Origin of the sequence: Chitinophaga pendula, assembly GCF_020386615.1 — a bacterium.
In the GTDB taxonomy this organism is placed as follows: domain Bacteria; phylum Bacteroidota; class Bacteroidia; order Chitinophagales; family Chitinophagaceae; genus Chitinophaga; species Chitinophaga pendula.
Genome location: NZ_CP077769.1, coordinates 1811293 through 1830337 on the forward strand (window position 1 = coordinate 1811293; position 19045 = coordinate 1830337).

Consider the following 19045-nt stretch of genomic DNA (forward strand, 5'->3'; position numbering starts at 1 on the left):
ATTTTTTACATGTCTAATTTGATACCTAATGAATAAGTCTTCCCGGGAGCAATACTGGTCAGAATATCCGGGTCTATACCACTTTTGTTAGCCCTCCATAGGATACCCAGATTGCTTATATAGGCGTAGATATTGAGCGCGTTGATACCTTTTAACCGCTGGGTATTGACACGATAGGATAATTGTATATCCTGCAAGCGGATATGATCTCCTTTTTCTACATTCACGGACGCATATTTGTAAAATTCATCTCTGGCATCATCTCCCGGATACCGGATAACGGGTACGCTGGTATGCAGTTCATCCCCGGGTTGCTGCCACCTTTTATTATAGTCAGGCTGACGATATCCGATCATAGAAGAACTAATCAATGCTGCATTATTCATCACCGGTTTCCTGTAATAATAGCCGAGACGATACACGATGTTGCAGGACAGATGGAGCGGCCCGAATGAAAAGCTATTCCTGAAGGCGCCAAAAACAGAAGGACTACCAGGACCTATATAGGTCATATCAGTACGATCTGTCGAACTACGCAGCCCCGCCCAGTCTTTTGACACTTTGTCATTTAAATAACCCTGTGGATCACCTTCTTTGTCCAGCCCCACCCATTTATAGGCAAAAATGGCCGAGTATGGTTTGCCTTCCATAGGGTCATTGTAATTGGCCGCAATGTACCGGTAGTTGGTCGTTTGTTTCACATCATACTTCAATATCCTGTCTTTGACGAAAGAGGTCAGCAGGACGCTGTTCCACTTAAATCGTTTGTCCAGGATACGCGCCAGCAAAGTAATGTCGACACCCTGCGTCAGCATCTTCGCATAGTTGCCTTTAGACATTGTAATGCCAGCTTGTGGAGGTGTAAGCGTATTGGCCAAGAGGTCAGTGCCCTTTTTGCTGTAGTATTCAATAGTGCCCCCTAGTACATTATTCTTGAACGCAAAGTCAACTCCCAGGTTCACAATATGCACCTTCTCCCATCTCAAATTAGGATTAACAGGATTGCGGATTTCTGAAAAAGGTGACAAGAACTGGTTAACAGCACCAGGTACTAATTGGGCAGTTGTAAAGGCTGATAAAGAACGATCGATATTACCATTATACCCGTTTGTCACCCGTACTTTCAGGAACGGTAATATATGAGAGCTATAAAAATCTTCCTGGCTAATTTCCCAACTCACACCTGCAGACCACAATGGTACTCCCTTCCTGTTAGTATTGACTCCAAATAGATTCGATTCATCGCGCCTCACACTTCCCGAAAGGATATACTTGTTTTTATAAGTATAGGACATATTAAAGAAATAGGAGAGGAACCGGTCGACTAGTGTCTGGTAACTAAAACTACCAGGAATATTATTCATCAGTCCCGTTACATAATCCGGATAGGTATTGACATAATCCACAGGTCCGGCAGATCCGTTCCGCTTATTTATCCCATATGCAGTACTAGAATTGGCATCTGACTTAGTATCCCTGACCTCAAATCCAACAAGGCCCGTGATATAATGATCCGTATGGATCGTTTTTGAATAGTTCGCCTGGATTCTTCCATTGTGCACATTGGACACTGTATTCCCATACTGGTTAATATCTCCCAGTGGAATAGGCCTTGTAATATTACCGGTAAAAGGATCTATTTGTGTAAAACTGTTGATCAGGTTCCTGGTATAGAAGGTATTCAGGCCATTCGGAATGAGAACATAATAATTGCCACGCCCATACTGATAACTAAGGGCAATGTTGAGATCTGGTGTGACGTAATACTTTGCCCCGAAGTTAAGCCTGTAGTCCGTGACATCTTCTGTCGCACCGAAATCCCTTTCATCCACCGGTTTGTAGGTCCAGTCCAGTAATTTGCCGGCGCCTACCGTGTCAAGAAAAGACTTGCGATAAGAGGTCGTATTTACTGCCAATGCTTTTCCTTCCGGGGAAACGACTTTTTCATAAGGGCTGCCGGGTAAATAACTATTGCCGCTCGTAGTTTTGGATTTCGTCAGTAGAATACCGGTGCTAACTTCCAACCTGTTTTTAAGGAAGTAGTTAGTATTGTTTACATTGATCGTAAAACGTTCATATTTATTGTTGACCATGCTATTGTTATTCCGGTCATACCCGACGGAGGCATAATAATTATGAATGGCCGTCCCTCCTGACACACCTATAGAATATTGTTGATTAACACTGGTGTTGTAAAAGTATTTTTTCTGATCTTTCCTCACATCCACTTCCTTCAGCTGATTGATCAGGCGGTCCGCTTCTCCGGCCGTTATCTTCCCGTTTTTCAGATCACTGAAGATGGCGACAGCAGGGGAAATGGGCAAATAGGGAACACTGATCGTGCCGTCGTACACCCCCTTGTCAAATAACTGCTTCTCCAGATCGATCGTCTCCGCAGAGGTCAGTTGTGGCACGGAGTGCAAGTTGGGCTTTTCGCCGATCGTAAGATTACTGTTAAAGGTGACCTGAACAGGTTGCTGTAATTTCCCTCGCTTCGTAGTAAATACGATCACCCCATTGCCAGCCCTGGCACCCCATATGGAAGCCGCTGCCGCATCTTTTAATATGGATACAGACTGTATATCGTTAGGATTGATATTACGCAGATCGCCGTCATACGGGAAGTTATCCAGTATGACCAATGGGGCGGTGGCCGCAAAAAGGGTACTTCTTCCGCGTATGGACATCACCGCGTCATTACCAGTTAATGTTCCCGCTTTCGCAAAGAGCAGACCGCTGACAATCCCTTCCAGCCTGTCAACAATACTGGTAGATACCTGCCTGTTGAATAAGCCGTTGTTGATCCCAACAAATGAACCGGTAGCCCGCTCCTTCGGAATGGATTGATACCCCGTCGACACGATCTCTATCTCTCCCATACCTACCCGCTTATGACTTAACCTGACATGCAGGTACCCCGAAGTCGGGATATCCGTAAGCGCTGTTTGATAACCAGTATAAGAAACACCGAGCCGAGCCGACTTAGATATCCCACTGATACGGAATTGCCCGTCTATATCGGTAGTCACCCCTTTGCCGGAATTGTCCGAAATCACCCTGATGGTAGCTCCCGGCAAAGCCATTCCTGTACTGTCAGTGACAATGCCAGTAATGACCAACAGCTCTTCCCGTTGAACAACCGGAACGCTGACAGCTGGCACCGGCTTTTTATCGATGTAAATGGTATTGCCACTGATCTCAAAATCAAGCTTGCGCTGCTTTTTTATCAGCAGATATAAAGCCTGCCTTAATTTGATATTTCCCATTACGAGCGCACCCCTGACCTGCTCGTCAGGATTGAACCGGTCACTGTAGGAAAACTGCAACCCAGTCTGAGCAGTGATCCGCTCAAATACCTGTCGGTAGGTCGCTTTATCCATGACTAAGCTGACAATGACATCTTTTTGCTGGCCCGATACCGGAATGTTGAATGCTAACAAAGCAATGCATAGTAACCATAAAGAGGGTAAAATTGGTCTCATCAAGGGAAGCTTTGGCGATTGATATTGGATGTTGCTTGCTCTGTGCGCTGTCTCGGGATTTAGTATATGTGGTCATAATTAACAGACCATGAGACACCTCTCAGAATCGAGGACTACATGACTTAAACCTAAAGTTCGAAATGTTGAGTGGACATACTAATATAATTAGAAGTAATATGTTTAGGGTTTTAATTTGGGCTGCTGGTAAACCTAATACCAATACCTATATTCGAAGTAACAGTCATTTTGGATGTTTGAACAAAAAAAGCCGGCCGTCACATCACATCGCTAACGAATGAGCCGATATTTAAAATGATAATTGGCATCAGTATTTTGAATGTAGAATTGCCACATCCGCCGTTATTTTTATTATATTGTTATACCGAACCCCCAATTTGACCTCCATAAAATCACCAAAAAATATTTCTTATGTTCAAGTACACATGGTATCCCTGCCTCTTTATGCTGCTTTCCATCACCGCCTCTTCCGAACCTGCCCTCGAAAACATGACCATTCCCGGCGGCAAAAACCGCTAGCTGAATCATTATCTCCACTTCCCCCAAAACAGTCGTCATCAAAAAATTATAAAAGATCCTCAGGGTCAGTGCCACCTGGCACGCACCCCAGTATATCTCGCTAAATCCCTCCATTCCTCCCTCATAATAAAATTATCTTACTGCTTTGTAGTGCCTATGAAGTAGTTAAACGAATTGATATTCATTACTTTGTAGCAATCTGTAGTAGGAATGATGTAGTAAGAAAGGTTGCAGATCTGTATTGGGTTCCCTACTTTTATCGCCGTGAAATAGGGGACATTATCAGCTTGACGGACAAAAACATCGTCAGCAAGTATGACGGAATACCAGAGAAATATTATACTAAGATGCAGATGAATAACAAAAAAGCAACAAGTTTGGTGCTGTTGTTGGGGGCATGTTTACACATGTCTGCTCAGCAACGTACGCCCGTGAACGAATGGCTGACCCGCGCCGATCGCAGTGCCTTATTCCAACAACAGGCGCCGCTGACATTCGGTAAACAACCCGCCCTGCAAAATGTGATCACCGTCGATGATAAAACCTCCTATCAGGATATCGTCGGCTTTGGTTATGCACTCACCCAGGGAAGCGCCATGCACCTCATCCGCATGGATAAAGCCAAAAGGAAGAACATCCTCGATGAACTTTTCCGCACCGACGCTAATAACATCGGTATCAGCTACATCCGCCTGAGCATAGGAGCCTCCGACCTCAACGAAACGGTATTCTCCTACGACGACCTGCCAGCAGGTGAAACCGATACCGCCCTGGCCAAGTTCGACCTCGGACCCGATCGAAAAGATGTCATCCCCGTCATGAAAGAAATATTGGCCATCAACCCCGCCATCAAAGTACTGGGGTCACCCTGGTCCCCGCCGGCATGGATGAAAACCAATAACGATACCCGCGGCGGACAACTCAAACCGGAATATTACCCCGCCTACGCCAAATATCTGGTGAAATATATCAAAGAAATGGCCGCCACCGGCATCCCCATCGATGCGATCACCATACAGAATGAACCCCTCCACCCGGGTAATAATCCCAGCTTGCTCATGGTAGCTCCTGACCAGGCCACCTTTATAAAAGAACACCTGGGCCCCGCTTTCAAAAAAGCCGGACTCTCCACCAAGATCATCATATACGATCATAACGCCGACCGCCCGGATTATCCCATCTCCATCCTAGATGACCCTCAGGCAAAAAAATACATCGATGGCTCCGGATTCCACCTCTATGGTGGCGATATATCCGCATTGTCAGATGTACATGACGCCCATCCCGATCGCCACCTCTATTTCACCGAACAAATGGTCATAGAACGTGACTACTGGGATAATCCCGATACCACCGGCCGTACCATCCGCATTGCCCATCAGGTCAAACGTGTACTCATCGGTGCCATCCGCAATTGGAGCCGTAACGTCCTCCTGTGGAACCTGGCCGCCGACCAGGACAATAAACCATTCACCGACAGAGGAGGATGCCCCATGTGTCAGGGTGCCATCACCATCATCGGCAACGATGTCTCCCGCAACCTGGCCTATTATGTCATCGCACATGCTTCCAAACTCGTAAGACCTGGGTCTGTCCGTATCGCATCCAATGTAACAGATCATCTGTCAAACGTAGCCTTCAAAACTCCCGATGGTAAAAAAGTCCTCATTATCGCTAACACAGCAAATGAAGCCAAACCCTTCACCATCAAATGGGGCACACAGACGCTGAACACCACACTGGATGCTGGCGCAGTAGCCACCTATGCCTGGTAATGAAATACGGAAACCGTTAATATTAATCACATGAATCTACTCAAAATAAGCTGCTTCGTCGCTTCTCTGGCGCTACTAGCCCTCTTGCCGGCTAAAAGCCATAGCCAGGGATTCCTCAAAGCAAAAGATCAACAGATAGTGAATGAGACCGGCAAACCGGTCATCCTCCGCGGTATCGGCCTCGGTGGCTGGATGCTGCAGGAAGGATACATGTTACGTATCAATAGCAATGGCCAGCAACACAAGATCCGCGAAAGAATCAAGGACCTCATCGGAGAAAAACAAACACAGGAATTCTATGACACCTGGCTGGCAAACCATACCACCAAAAGAGATATCGACTCCCTTAAAGCATGGGGCTTCAACAGCGTACGCCTCCCCATGCACTATAACCTATATACCCTCCCGATCGAAAAAGAACCGGTACGGGGGCAACAAACATGGTTGGAAAAAGGATTCGCCCTCACCGATAGCCTCCTATCCTGGTGTAAAGCCAACAATATGTATCTCATCCTCGACCTGCATGCCACCCCCGGCGGCCAGGGCAACGACCTCAACATCTCCGATCGCGATACTTCCAAACCCTCCCTCTGGGACAGCGAAGCCAATCAGCAAAAGACCATCGCCCTCTGGAAACGACTGGCGTCCCGCTACGCCAATGAACCCGGTATCGCTGGTTATGACCTGATCAACGAACCTAACTGGGGCTTCGAAGATAAAAACGATCGCAACGGACAAAAAGAACAAAAGAATGCGCCCTTGCGTAAACTGCTGATGGAAATCACCGCCGCCATCCGCTCTGTCGATAAAAAACATATCATTATTATCGAAGGCAACGCATGGGGAAATAACTATAACGGTATGCTCCCCACCTGGGATGATAACATGGTGCTGAGCTATCACAAATACTGGAATAACAACGACGAAAGCTCCATCCGTCACATACTCGAAACCCGTTCAAAATACAATGTACCCGTTTGGCTGGGCGAAACAGGAGAAAACTCCAACGTTTGGTTCACAGAAGCGATCCGCCTCCTCGAATCCCACCAGATAGGCTGGGCATGGTGGCCGCTCAAAAAACTGGGCGCCAATAATCCCCTGCAGATCCGTTCCAATCCCAATTATGACGACCTCGTAGCCTACTGGAGCGGACAGTCCAAACATAAACCCAAAGAAAGCAATGCCTACAGCGGCCTGCTCGAACTGGCAGCATACACTAATATCCGCAGTAACATCGTACATCGGGATGTGATCGATGCCATGATCCGCCAACCGTTCAACCCCACCGCTGTCCCCTTCAAAAACCACCGCCTCACAAAAGGATACACCCTTAAAGCCGTGGACTATGACCTGGGACCTAACGGCGTCGCCTATTTTGATACAGATACCGCCGATTATCATATCTCCAACGGACAAAGAAGTGGTGGCAACCGGGGGCGTACCTACCGCAACGACGGCGTAGACATCCGGAAAGAAGAAAGCCGTTACGAAAGCTATTATATCACAGATACAGAAGCAGGAGAGTGGCTACAGTACACAGTAGACGTACCGGCAAATGCCGCTTATACCATAGAACTGCTCACCGGCGGACAAAAACCGGGTAAAGTAACCTTGTCAACAGGCAACACCGAACTGGCCAAAGAAATAGCAATACCAGCCGCCAAAGGCCCTGAAGACTGGCAAACAGTAACACTGGAAAATATGCAGCTGAAGAAAGGCAAACAAACAATTAGAATATTGATCGGAACCGGCGGGTTCACCCTTAAAGAGATCCGATTCAAATAATAGGAAGTACCCTATGCTTATGTAAACAGGCAGCCGTCACCCTTGGGATGACGGCTGCTTTCTTTTAAACTATATTTTGGCAATCTGTGCACCAGCACCAATAAGCAAAGCGCCAATAAGAGTAGGAAGACCGTCAGAGAGTCTTTTGTGAGTCATATCCTGTTTTTTATATCCCCAGGTATCCATTTTAAAAAGATGATCGTCTTTATAATAACGGACGTAATAAACCACGTTAAAAAATAAACGCCCGTTAACGGATCGCTGGCCAGCCATTTCCGCACGGCTGACAGCCCCACTTTACTTTTACATCTGTCATCCTTAATAGTGTCCGTTATTATCTTTAACCAAACTCGTAAAAAGACAATGAAAATCAAATCAAATGCACTTTTGCTGCTGTTGGCATTAATCGCTTTCAACGCCTGCCGGAAGGACCTGGTACAAGATACCATCCCTTCCACATCCAACAATGCCCGGACAGAAGCAATAGCTGCCGCTCCACGTACACCTTATGTCCCCAAATTTATGGCCTACTGGCTCCCATACGCCGGTAACGACGACGAGATGGCACTACGCGACATCCCCTCCTCCGTCAATGTATTAGCCCTCTTCGCAGGTGGCATCCACCCCGATACCGGTACCGCCGCCCTCGATATAGGCCTCGCCATAAGCGGCCCCCGCAAAGACTGGGATAAGATCATCGACACCGCACACCTGCTGCAGGCCAAAGGTACCAAAGTAATACTGTCATTATTCGTCAACGATTGGACCAAAGCACCGGCTAACCTCGACTACGACGCTTTCGCCAGAGCCGTAAAGAAAAGAGTATTGGATGAATGGAAACTGGATGGCATCGACCTCGACATAGAAGGTAGTCCGGTCGACGCAAACACCTACAAGGCCGTTAACAGCCTGGCTAAATATTTCGGTCCGAGCTCAGGCACCAATGCCCTTCTCTCCGCAGTAGTATACGAAACCTCGGGTTACGATGTGTTGAAAAATACCCCCGGTGTTTACGATTTCGTCTCTACTATGGACTATTGGTCAGTCTCCAGCGGTAGCAATCAATTAACCTTCACCTCAATTATCAATACAGGCGTACCAGCCGGGCAGGTACTGTTCGGCATATCCGCAGAAAAGAACTTCCGAAGTACCAGTACCGCGGCCAACGTACAGAAATGCGTGAACTGGAATCCCACCCAGGGTACAAAAGGTGGTATCATGGTCTTCGATCTCGGAGGAGACTATACTCAAGGATTTCCCATCACCAAGGTGATCACCGGCAAACCTGCTGCCTCCGGTGTAACCTTCTATCAGGATATCAACTATGGTGGCACCGCCTCGCAGGCACTCGCGCCAGGTAATTATACCTTATCCCAGCTACAGGCCAAAGGGGTAGCAAACGATTGGGCCTCCTCCGTCAAGATACCCGCCGGTCGTAAAGTAATTATGTATCAACACGACAATTTCACAGGCACCTCCTGGACATTAACGGCTGATACACCCAATTTTACAAGCCTGAGTCCCAACGCCAATGACCAGGTATCTTCCGTAAAGATCCAGTAATACCAACACACTATTAAGGCATGACAGATGTCAATATCAGGTGAAAACAAAAAAGAATAAGGGGGGAGAAAAAAGGAGAGAAAGGGTACGGGGGCTATAGGGGCCCAGTTAACGGCATGGCCATCCGGATCATCGTTGCATCTTAATGCATTAATCTAAACACTCACAGGAAGTAGGTGTGCATTGCCAGTTGATATAGCCCCAAGCCTGGTATATCTTACGTCCACCTTTCCTGTAGTTAGGGTATATCATTCCTATACCCAAAGTAGCAAAATATGATAATGTTTAGTTAGTCTTCAGCGCCGCATTATGTCAGTCTCCCGCAGCCACCTATTTTTATTAACAACATAGTATATCGTCCATATGTAAAAACCACCTTAACTATGACCGAAACACCGGCAACAGTACGGCCGGATAAGATGAGAGCTTTTATCACCTATGGCACCACCGTCCGGAGACAAGCCTTGCTCATGAAACAGTTGACTGACTACCTGCCCGTCAAACAGGTAGGATGCGTGCTATATAAACGAGAGATCTATAGTAATCTGGAGCATATGGATACCCAGCTACCTACTTTCCTCAAAGGACTAAAGTGGCTCTCGCTCAGGAGGAATGAAATTTTCGCTCATCCTGCTTTAACTGCACATAATCACGGGGTGTCATATGGAACTGCCGCTGGAAATTACGGGAGAAATTACTTTGAGAGCTGAAGCCGATAATGTTCGATATCTCGTAAATACGATGCTCACCTTCCGCCAGCAATACCGCCGCCCGCTTTAACCGGATCAGGTTGATCAGTTCCAGCGGACTGAGATCAGAGACCGCCTTTATCTTCCGGTACAACGTCACCCTGCTCATATTCATAAGCCTCGCCAGCTGCTCTACATTCAGATCCACATCCTCCATATGCTGGGAGATCGTCTCATGCAGCGTCTCCAGGAATCGCTCATCCGCCTTCGTATGTGCCATACTTTTGATATGCACCAGCGGAGAACTGGAAAAGTATTCCCGTATCATATTACGGTTGGTCAGCAAACTGGCAATCTGCGCCTGCAGATGCTCCTTAGAAAATGGCTTCTCTATGTAAGCATCCGCACCCAGCTCCAGCCCGGCAATCTTCGCTTGCAGCGTATTCTTAGCCGTCAGCAGGATCACCGGCACATGAGAATGCTCAAAGTCCGATTTGATCAACCGGCACAACTCAAATCCATCCATCTCCGGCATCATCACATCACAGATCACCAGCTGTACTGCCGCAGTAGCCAGTACCTGTAAAGCCTGTTTCCCGTCAGCAGCTTTCAGCAAAGTATATTTGGACCGGAGTATACGCTCCAGGAACTCCAGTATTTCCTCTTCGTCATCGACAAGTAGTATAGTTGGTAACATAGATAATAGGTTTTATGGATGATCATACAGGGATGTCACATCTGGTGATGATAACCGCACGCCGGTAGCCTCCATGGGAATGGTCAATACAAATACATTCCAGCCTTCCGGCGCATCGGTACGCAGATATAATTCTCCTTTATGTAAGAGCGCCAGCGAGCGGGCCAATGCCAGCCCAATACCGGTGCCTTTCTGTCGTATCGTTTCCTTCAGCCGGAAAAATGGCTCAAATATCTTCTCCGCCATCTCCGCAGGTATCTGGTTGCCATCGCTCCAACACTCGATCACAAAATGAGGAGTACCGGATAATGCAGGGTATAATACCACCTTTACCGCACCGGTAGAATACTTTACAGCATTGCTGAGCAGGTTACTGATGATCTTCTGTAATGCATCTTCATCAGCGGCGGCATAGAGAGGCTCAGCCGGCAGTTCGATCTCATATTGTAAAGAACGCTTTTTCGCTAAAGGTGTAAAATTGATAAATGTACCTTGTAATATCTCATTTATATTGACCTGCGCCAGGTCCAGCCGGAATCCCTTGATCTCTGTCTGCCGGAAATCCAGTATCTGCGTAATAAGCGCCATCAGCCGGTTGGTATTACGTTCCATCATCAGCACATCCTCCTCTATATCAGGTGTCGTAGGTACATGCTCCAGCAGATTCTCCAACGGACCCTTGATAAGTGTCAACGGTGTCCGGATCTCATGTGCCACATTGGTGAAGAAGTCGATCTTCGCTTCGTAGATCTCTTTCTCCTTCTTGATCTGCGTCCGCCGGTGATAATTACGTACCAGCAGGTAACAGATCGCCAAAACCAACAGGGTATATAATAAATAAGCCCATGTTGTACGCCAGAAAGGAGGTAGTATCTTGATTCGAAGCGACCGGTCTTCTGCTGGCCAGAAGCCGTTTACCGCCGCCTGCACCCGGAAAGTATAGTCCCCGGGAGACAACTTGGTAAAATACACCTTTCGGTTAGATGCAATGGTTGTCCACTCTTTATCCAATCCCTCCATCATATAACGGTAGGCGGTCACCTCCGGAGAAGTATAACTAAGCGCTGCAAAATCCAGGCTGAACGACGACTGGTCATAAGGCAGCACGATCTCTTTGGTACAGATAATAGACTTCGACAACAGCTGGCTGTCCTTCCGCACCGTCAACTCCTTATTATCGACCTGGAAACCCGTGATATATACTGGCGGATGGAAATTATTAGGGATAAACTGATCGGGATGAAAAGAGACCATCCCCTTGGTACTGCCGAAATACAACTGCCCTCGCCGGTCCTTATACCCCGAGCTGTAGTTGAATTGATCGTTCAGCAATCCGTTGGCTTTGGTATATACCGTCACCTGGTTGCCGTCCGGGTTAAAGTGCACCAACCCTTTGGACGTACCCAGCCAAAGCGTATGATTATCATCCTCCAGTACCTTGAAAATGTAATTACTGGGCAGCCCTTCTTTAGTAGTATAACGGATAAAACGGTTACTGCCGGGTGTCAACCGGCAAAGCCCACCGCCTTCCGTCGCAAACCAAATATCCCCGCGCTGGTCCTCACAGATAGCGTTCAATGTATTGATAGGCAGACTATATGGATCAGCAGGATCGTTCAGGAACTGTCCCCTGGCGCCCGTCCGCCGGTTAAAGTAAAATACACCGTGATCAAAGGTCGTCACCCAGATCGTATGTTGCCGGTCCTCCAGCAACGCTGAAACGATCATACCACCAGGTATCTCCGGACATTGCTCAAACCGGTCTCCGGCAGCAAAATATTGATAAAGCGTAGTACCCCCGCCTACAAATAACTGCCCGTCAGAAGATTTCAACAGGCACAGCACAAAGTTATTATGCAGCTGCCCCGGACGATCGCCGGCTACATAATGCCGTTTTACCTTACCCGTCCGGATATCCATCACATCCAGACCATGCTCATGCGTCCCTATCCAGAGATCGTCCCCGTCAGCCAACAGGCCGTGTATGTTATAATAAGCCACGCTCGAAGCACTACCGGTCGGCTTGAACTGCGTAATATGACCTGTCGCAGGGTCCAGCCGGTTCAAACCTGCATCCTCCGTACCGATCCACAATTGTCCGTACCGGTCCTCGCAGATCTCCCGCACCGCATTACCACTGATCGCATTACTTTGATAATTAGGATAGTATTTCCGGAAAGGAGTATATGGCCGCGCATAATAGTTCACCCCGCCGAAGAAAGTGCCGGCCCATACCCCACCTTCCAGGTCCTTACAAAGCGTATACACCGCATTGTCCGAAATAGAGTAGGGGTCCATTGCCTGCTTACGCAAATGCTGGAACTCCCGCCGCTCATTATCCAGTATGAAAATCCCCGACTCAGTGGCAAACCAGAACTCCCGCTCCGAATATCGGATGATATCGTGTACAAAAATGGTCGTCTTTTCCGGGTTGTAAGTCAACACATCCGTATAACGCCCCGTCTGCGTATCAAACTCTTTTACCCCCTGGCAAAAAGTACCGATGAACAACGAATGCGGCCCCGATGGCAACATCCGGTTCACCCAACAGGAAGTAATAGGTGGAGAATGGTCAAATATAGAATAAGGGTCAAATCGGCCACGGCTGCTGTCATACCGGTGTATCCGCCCATCCAGTGAAGCAAACCACATATCCCCATCGGCAGACATACACAACGTCGTCGCCGCAAAAAAACGACGGGCCGGGAAAACCGTCACCCGGTTCCCCTCGAAATTGTACCGGCATACCGTCACATCCGAAATAAACCACAACTGCCCACTACGGTCCATCGTAATAGTTTTGATCTCCGGCAACCCTTCGATAAACTTTACCAGCCGTTCCTTCCCCTCATCATATCGGTACAACCCTTTCTGGGAACCCACCCATAAAGTCCCTTTCGGATCTACAAAAAGACAATAGATCAAATCCCGCGTCAATGCATGCGTCGCCGTATCCTCCAGCGTAAAGAGCTTAAAACGGTAACCGTCAAAACGATTCAAGCCTTCCTTCGTCCCCAGCCATAGGAATCCCTTCTTGTCCTGCGCACTGCAGTTGATCGTATTATTAGAAAGCCCGTTCTCTACTTGGTAATGACGGAAATAGTAAGGCTGAGCCTGCAATAAATAAGTACATAACAATAACAGGAGTAATAAGAAGATGCTCCTTGTAGTGACACCGGGTCGGCGTAGATTCGTATGCAATACCTTGACGCTCAATAACACACTGGTTAATATCAGACCGGCTCATCTTCCCGGCCCCTGTAACATTTTGGAAAAATTATGAAACACGTGGAATAATCCTTTCCCTCAACAAACCCTTACTTCGCATCATCATCTAAATGTAGGAATTAAAACTTGAAGATACTATGTAATCGATAACGTAACGTCCATTTTCCAACCAACAATCGCATAATGTATGAAATCCACGTTTTGGCACTCATTTTTGGGTACGCTGTCTGCTGTCCTATGGCATAGCTGGCGAAACAGCAAACCCGCTTCCTTATGCTTCTCCCTACTGATCATCGCCAGCCTTTCCGCGTTTTCTCAGGATAATAGTAAGATCACTGTCACAGGCAGCGTACGCGATAGCGCTGGCAAAGGTGTCGCAGAAGTCACCGTTCTCGAAAAAGGCACTAAAAATGCCACCCGCACCGACGCCGAAGGCACCTACACCCTCAAAGTCACCAGTGCTCAGTCCACATTACTGTTCTCCTCCATCGGCTACGTGCCCCAGGAAGTAACCGTCGGACAAAGATCCGTCATCCGGATACTCCTCATGGAAGACAAAAAAGACATCGGCGAAGTCGTAGTAGTAGGCTATGGCGCCCGTCGTAAAGAATCACTCACCGGTGCCATCTCGTCCGTCTCCGCAAAAGACCTGGGGCGCGTACACGGCGGCGCCACCGTCAGCGCTACCCTCGCAGGAAAAATGCCGGGCGTCACATTCCGTATGCCCGACGGCCGCCCCGGTGCCGGTGCTAACATCCAGATCCGTAACCTCGGAGACCCCCTCTTCGTCATCGATGGTATCCAACAGGACGCAGGCCAGTTCAATAACCTCGCCCCCAACGACATCGAAAGCATCGCCGTCCTCAAAGATGCCTCCGCCGCCATCTATGGCGTCCGTGCCGCCAACGGCGTAGTCGTAGTCACCACCAAAAAAGGAAAACTGGGCAGCGCCAACCGCGTCAATATCGACGCCTACACCGGCATACAGAACTGGTCCCGATTTCCAAATGTCATCAATAACTCCTACGACTATATGCGCTACCGCGCAGAGGCAGAAATGAACGGACCGGGTCGTAGTACTACCATCACCCCGGCAGAACTGGAAAAATATAAAGCAGGCACCGAACGTGGCTACCAAAGCTTCAACTGGCGCGACTTTATCATCCAGCCCAATGCCCCACTCACCTCCGTCAACGTAAACGTTACCGGTGGCTCCGAGAAGATCAACTACTACCTCTCCGGTACAAGACTCGATCAAAACTCCGTGCTGGGCAGAGAATTCAAATTTGGCCGTACCAACATTCAGTCTAACGTTACCGCCCGCATCGGCGAACGTATCAAAGTAGGCGTAAACATCAATGGCCGTATCGAAACAAAAGAAAATCCGGGTGTACCAGGCACCGACGACTACTGGCTCGCCAGGTTCGCCGTTATGCGTAACACACCACTCGAACGACCCTACGCAAACGACAACCCAAACTATCTCAACGATATCAAACATAACGAGACCAACTGGGCATACCTGAACTACAAAAATGCAGGCCGTTTCAAAAGCGACTGGCGCGTACTACAGTCCAACTTTACCGCAGAATACCAGGTGCCGGGTATCACCGGCCTCACCATCAGCGGCGTATATTCCTATTACCTCGCCGACCTGATGTTTAACAATCACGAATACACTTACAACACTTACACTTACAACCCGGATGATGACTCCTACAAAGTGACAGGGGGTAGTACAAACCCCTGGCGCGAAAGAGAACAGGTTAAACAGATCAACATCACCACACAATGGCAGCTGAACTACAACCGTACCTTCGGCAGCCATACTATCGGCGCTACCTTCGTGGCCGAACGTATAAAAAACCAACGCCAGCGCAACTGGATACACTCCGTACCCAGCGCCAACGTACTCTCTTTGATATACTTCAATACCGCAGATAGCTACGACGACAGCGACGACATAGAAGCCAGGATCGGATATATAGGCCGCTTTACCTACAGCTTCGCAGATAAATATTTCTTCGAAGTATCCGCACGCCGCGATGCATCCTATCTCTTCGCACCCGACAAAAGAGTCGGTTACTTCCCCGCAGCATCCGCCGGATGGCGCCTCACCGAAGAAAAATGGCTACGCAATATCATCGGTCATAAAAGCATATTGTCCGATCTCAAACTGAGAGCTTCCTACGGCGTACTGGGCGATGATGGCAGACAACTTGACCTGCCAGCCTACGCCTACCGCGAAGGATACAGCTACAACCAGGGCGTCGCCATTCTCGATGGTAAAGCCATCGTAGGCTCAAGAGATAGAGGCGTACCCATCACCAACATATCCTGGCTCCGCAGCAAAATGTTCGATGTAGGGATCGACTTTAGTATGTTCAATGGAAGATTAAGCGGTACCGTAGACTACTTCTATCGCAAACGTACCGGCCTCAGAGGGCGCAAGTTGGATGTACTCGTACCCATCGAAATAGGGTATAACCTGCCCGATGAAAACATCAACAGCGATGCCCAGTATGGACAGGAAATCGCTTTGCAATACAATGGCGAAGCAGGAAAACTACGCTACCACCTGGGGGGGAACTTCAGCTATTCCCGTTCCAAATTCCTCTCCTCCTACAGCCCCCGCTTCTTCAACTCCTGGGACCAGTACCGCAACTCCCGCGAAAACAGATTGGATAATATCACCTGGGGATACGAAGTGATTGGCCAGTTCACCTCCCAAGATCAGATCAATAACTATCCTGTAAATATTGATGGAGAAGGCAATAAAACACTCCTGCCGGGAGACCTGATCTATAAAGACATGAACGGCGATGGTAAGATTGATGGCTACGACGAACGGCCCATCGGCTACGGTGTAGGTAAACAGCCTAATATCAACTTCGGCTTTTCCTTCGGCCTGTCCTATAGCAACTTCGACTTCACCGCTGACTTCTCCGGCGCATCCGGATACACTTGGTTCCAGAACTACGAAACGCGTTGGGCATTCCAGAATGATGGTAACCTCAACACTATCTTCGAAGACCGCTGGCACCGCCAGGATCTGTACGATCTCAACAGCCCCTGGGTCCCTGGTAAATATCCGGCCAACAGGTTCAACCAGAGCAAGCATAGCAACTATACCCGCAACTCCACCTTCTGGGCACACAACGTAACATACCTGCGTGCCCGTACCCTGGAGCTGGGATACACCTTGCCCGAAAAACTAAGGAAACGCCTCCGTATGCAAGCCGCCCGTTTCTATATCAACGCGTATAACTTGTTCTCCTTCGACAACCTCAAACCATACAGCATCGACCCGGAAGTAAATGACGAAAATGGTTTGCAGTTCCCGCAGAACAAAGTGTTCAACGTAGGTATTCATCTCTCATTATAAATCATGACGATGAAAAAGTTATTATCACTCATATGCATAGGGCTGATCACCGCCACCGCCTGCAACGACAGGGCTTTCCTGGATGTGCAGCCCCGATCTATACTCGACAACGACCAGGCATTCTCAGAACCTAACCAGGTACTTTCCATACTGGCCGATCTGTACAACAGACAACTGGATATCTCTACCTTGAAAGATTGGGTCACTTTCGCCGACTTCAGCGAAAGTTTCCCTTCCGAAAATGGCCGTGTAGAGATCGTACAACGCAATAGCTGGGGCTTCGGCGCCTGGGGCACCTGGGACTATGGCTATGTACGCGACCTCAATCTGTTCATAGAAAGAGCCACCGCCGCCAAAGCACTCACCGATGTCCAGAAAACGCGCTTCCTGGCAGAAGCCCGCTTCCTCCGGGCAGCTTATTACTTCGAAATGGCCAAACGCATGGGCGGCGTCCCCCTCATCTTACAGTCACTCGTATACGAACTGGGCAGCGATCCGGGTAAACTGCAATACCCGCGCTCCAAAGAAGCCGAGATATATGACTTCGTGATCAAAGAAGCAGAAGCGATCAAAAACGACCTGCCCGCCGATGTCAACCAGAAAAGCAGGGCGACAAAAGCAGCCGCCCTGGCCATGGAAGCCAGAGCAGCACTATATGCCGGCTCCATTGCCAGATATGGCGTCAATACCCCGCAAGTAAGCCTTCCGGGCGAAGAAGTAGGCATACCCGCCGCCAAAGCCAATGGATATTACACCCAGGCACTCACCGCCGCCAGGGAAATCATCAACGGCAACGCAGGCAGCTACGCCCTCTACATGAAGAAAAATGAGTTGTCAGAAAACTTCGCCAACATATTCATTGACAAAGCCAATAACCCGGAATCCATCTTCGTCGAAGACTTCAAATTGAAAAGTGGTAAAGTACACAACTTCACCGTTGTCAACCAGCCCCGTTACGGCGCAGAAGAAGAGGAGGGAGGTCGCATCAACCCTTCACTCAACCTCCTGCTGGCTTTTGAAAAACTGGATAATACCTTCGCTCCCCTGTCCATCACCGATGGCGGCGGACAACCAGTCTTCTACAATCAACAGATCGATATCTTCGCCGGCCGCGATGCCCGCCTTGCAGGTACCATCATGCTGCCAGGTAGCATATTCCGCGAAAGAGCAGTAGACATCTGGGCCGGATACCAACTGGCAGATGGTAGCATACTCACCGGCGACGACAGAGGCGCACAGAAAAAACTCCCGGGTACCAATACCAACGTACAAGTCGTTGGCTTCGATGGCCCTGTGCCAGGAAAAGAATTCACCGCCCAAACCGGCTTCTACCTGCGTAAATACCTTGATCCCGCCCCGGGCGCCGGATCAAGAGGTACTAACAGCGAACTGCCGTTCATCCGCTATCGCTATGCTGAAGTACTGCTCAATGCCGCAGAAGCAGCATTCGAACTGGGACAAAAAGACGTAGCCGCCAGCTATATGAACCAGGTACGCGCCAGAGCCGGTCTCATCAACCCACTCAACGCCGCCGATATCACTTTCGATCGCATCGTTCACGAACGCCGCGTAGAACTGGCCTTCGAAGGACATATCTTCTACGATATGAAACGCTGGCGCCTCGCTCACATCGTCTGGGATGGTAATAAACTAAGCACCTCCGACCTGTTGACCAACTTGGGAAAAGCCGCCAAACGCAGCACACAACCATATGGCCTCTGGGCATACAAACTGTATAACCCGGCCAGCCCCAACAATGGCAAATGGCTCTATAAGATCGTTCTGCCACAGGCAGTAACAGGCGCCAACCGATTCCAGCTGGGCAACTACTACTCCTTCATCGATGACAACATCAGGGCTAATAACCCTAAGATCGTACGCCAACCTAACCAATAAAAAAGTAA

The 19045-nt window shown here is 48.7% G+C and carries 8 protein-coding genes; 5 read left to right on the top strand and 3 right to left on the bottom strand.

Going from position 1 to position 19045, the window contains the following annotated elements; all coding sequences use genetic code 11:
* Positions 1 to 5: 5 nt before the first annotated feature.
* Positions 6 to 3482, bottom strand: coding sequence for a SusC/RagA family TonB-linked outer membrane protein (locus KTO58_RS07050; protein ID WP_225860103.1), 3477 nt, complete (start codon positions 3480 to 3482; stop codon positions 6 to 8).
* 824 nt (positions 3483 to 4306) lie between these two features.
* On the opposite strand from KTO58_RS07050, the gene KTO58_RS07055 reads away from it, so the two are divergent.
* The 3 genes from KTO58_RS07055 (at position 4307) to KTO58_RS07065 (ending at position 9142) form a co-directional block, all read left to right on the top strand.
* Positions 4307 to 5794, top strand: coding sequence for a glycoside hydrolase family 30 protein (locus KTO58_RS07055; RefSeq protein WP_225860104.1), 1488 nt, complete (start codon positions 4307 to 4309; stop codon positions 5792 to 5794).
* Positions 5795 to 5824: 30 nt separating this feature from the next.
* Entirely contained in the window at positions 5825 to 7579 is a 1755-nt protein-coding gene (locus tag KTO58_RS07060) for a cellulase family glycosylhydrolase (protein ID WP_095840054.1), read from the top strand.
* A 363-nt stretch (positions 7580 to 7942) separates the two neighbouring features.
* A complete protein-coding gene (locus tag KTO58_RS07065) occupies positions 7943 to 9142 on the top strand; it encodes an EndoS/ChiA family endoglycosidase (RefSeq protein ID WP_095840053.1) in 1200 nt (399 codons plus the stop codon).
* Between the two features lie 603 nt (positions 9143 to 9745).
* Here the strand turns inward: KTO58_RS07065 and KTO58_RS07070 are convergent.
* On the bottom strand, positions 9746 to 10528 hold the full coding sequence (locus KTO58_RS07070; protein ID WP_095840052.1) for a response regulator transcription factor: 783 nt from the start codon (positions 10526 to 10528) through the stop codon (positions 9746 to 9748).
* Positions 10529 to 10540: 12 nt separating this feature from the next.
* Positions 10541 to 13744 (bottom strand): sensor histidine kinase, encoded by a 3204-nt coding sequence (locus KTO58_RS07075; protein WP_157753137.1) that lies wholly within the window; start codon positions 13742 to 13744, stop codon positions 10541 to 10543.
* 199 nt (positions 13745 to 13943) lie between these two features.
* On the opposite strand from KTO58_RS07075, the gene KTO58_RS07080 reads away from it, so the two are divergent.
* Positions 13944 to 17141 carry a SusC/RagA family TonB-linked outer membrane protein gene (locus KTO58_RS07080; protein ID WP_095840050.1) on the top strand — a complete coding sequence of 1066 codons (3198 nt, stop codon included), beginning with the start codon at positions 13944 to 13946 and terminating at the stop codon, positions 17139 to 17141.
* A gap of 9 nt (positions 17142 to 17150) precedes the next feature.
* Positions 17151 to 19037: a RagB/SusD family nutrient uptake outer membrane protein gene (locus KTO58_RS07085; RefSeq protein WP_095841668.1), complete on the top strand. Its 1887-nt coding sequence runs from the start codon at positions 17151 to 17153 to the stop codon at positions 19035 to 19037.
* The last annotated feature ends 8 nt before the right edge of the window (positions 19038 to 19045 follow it).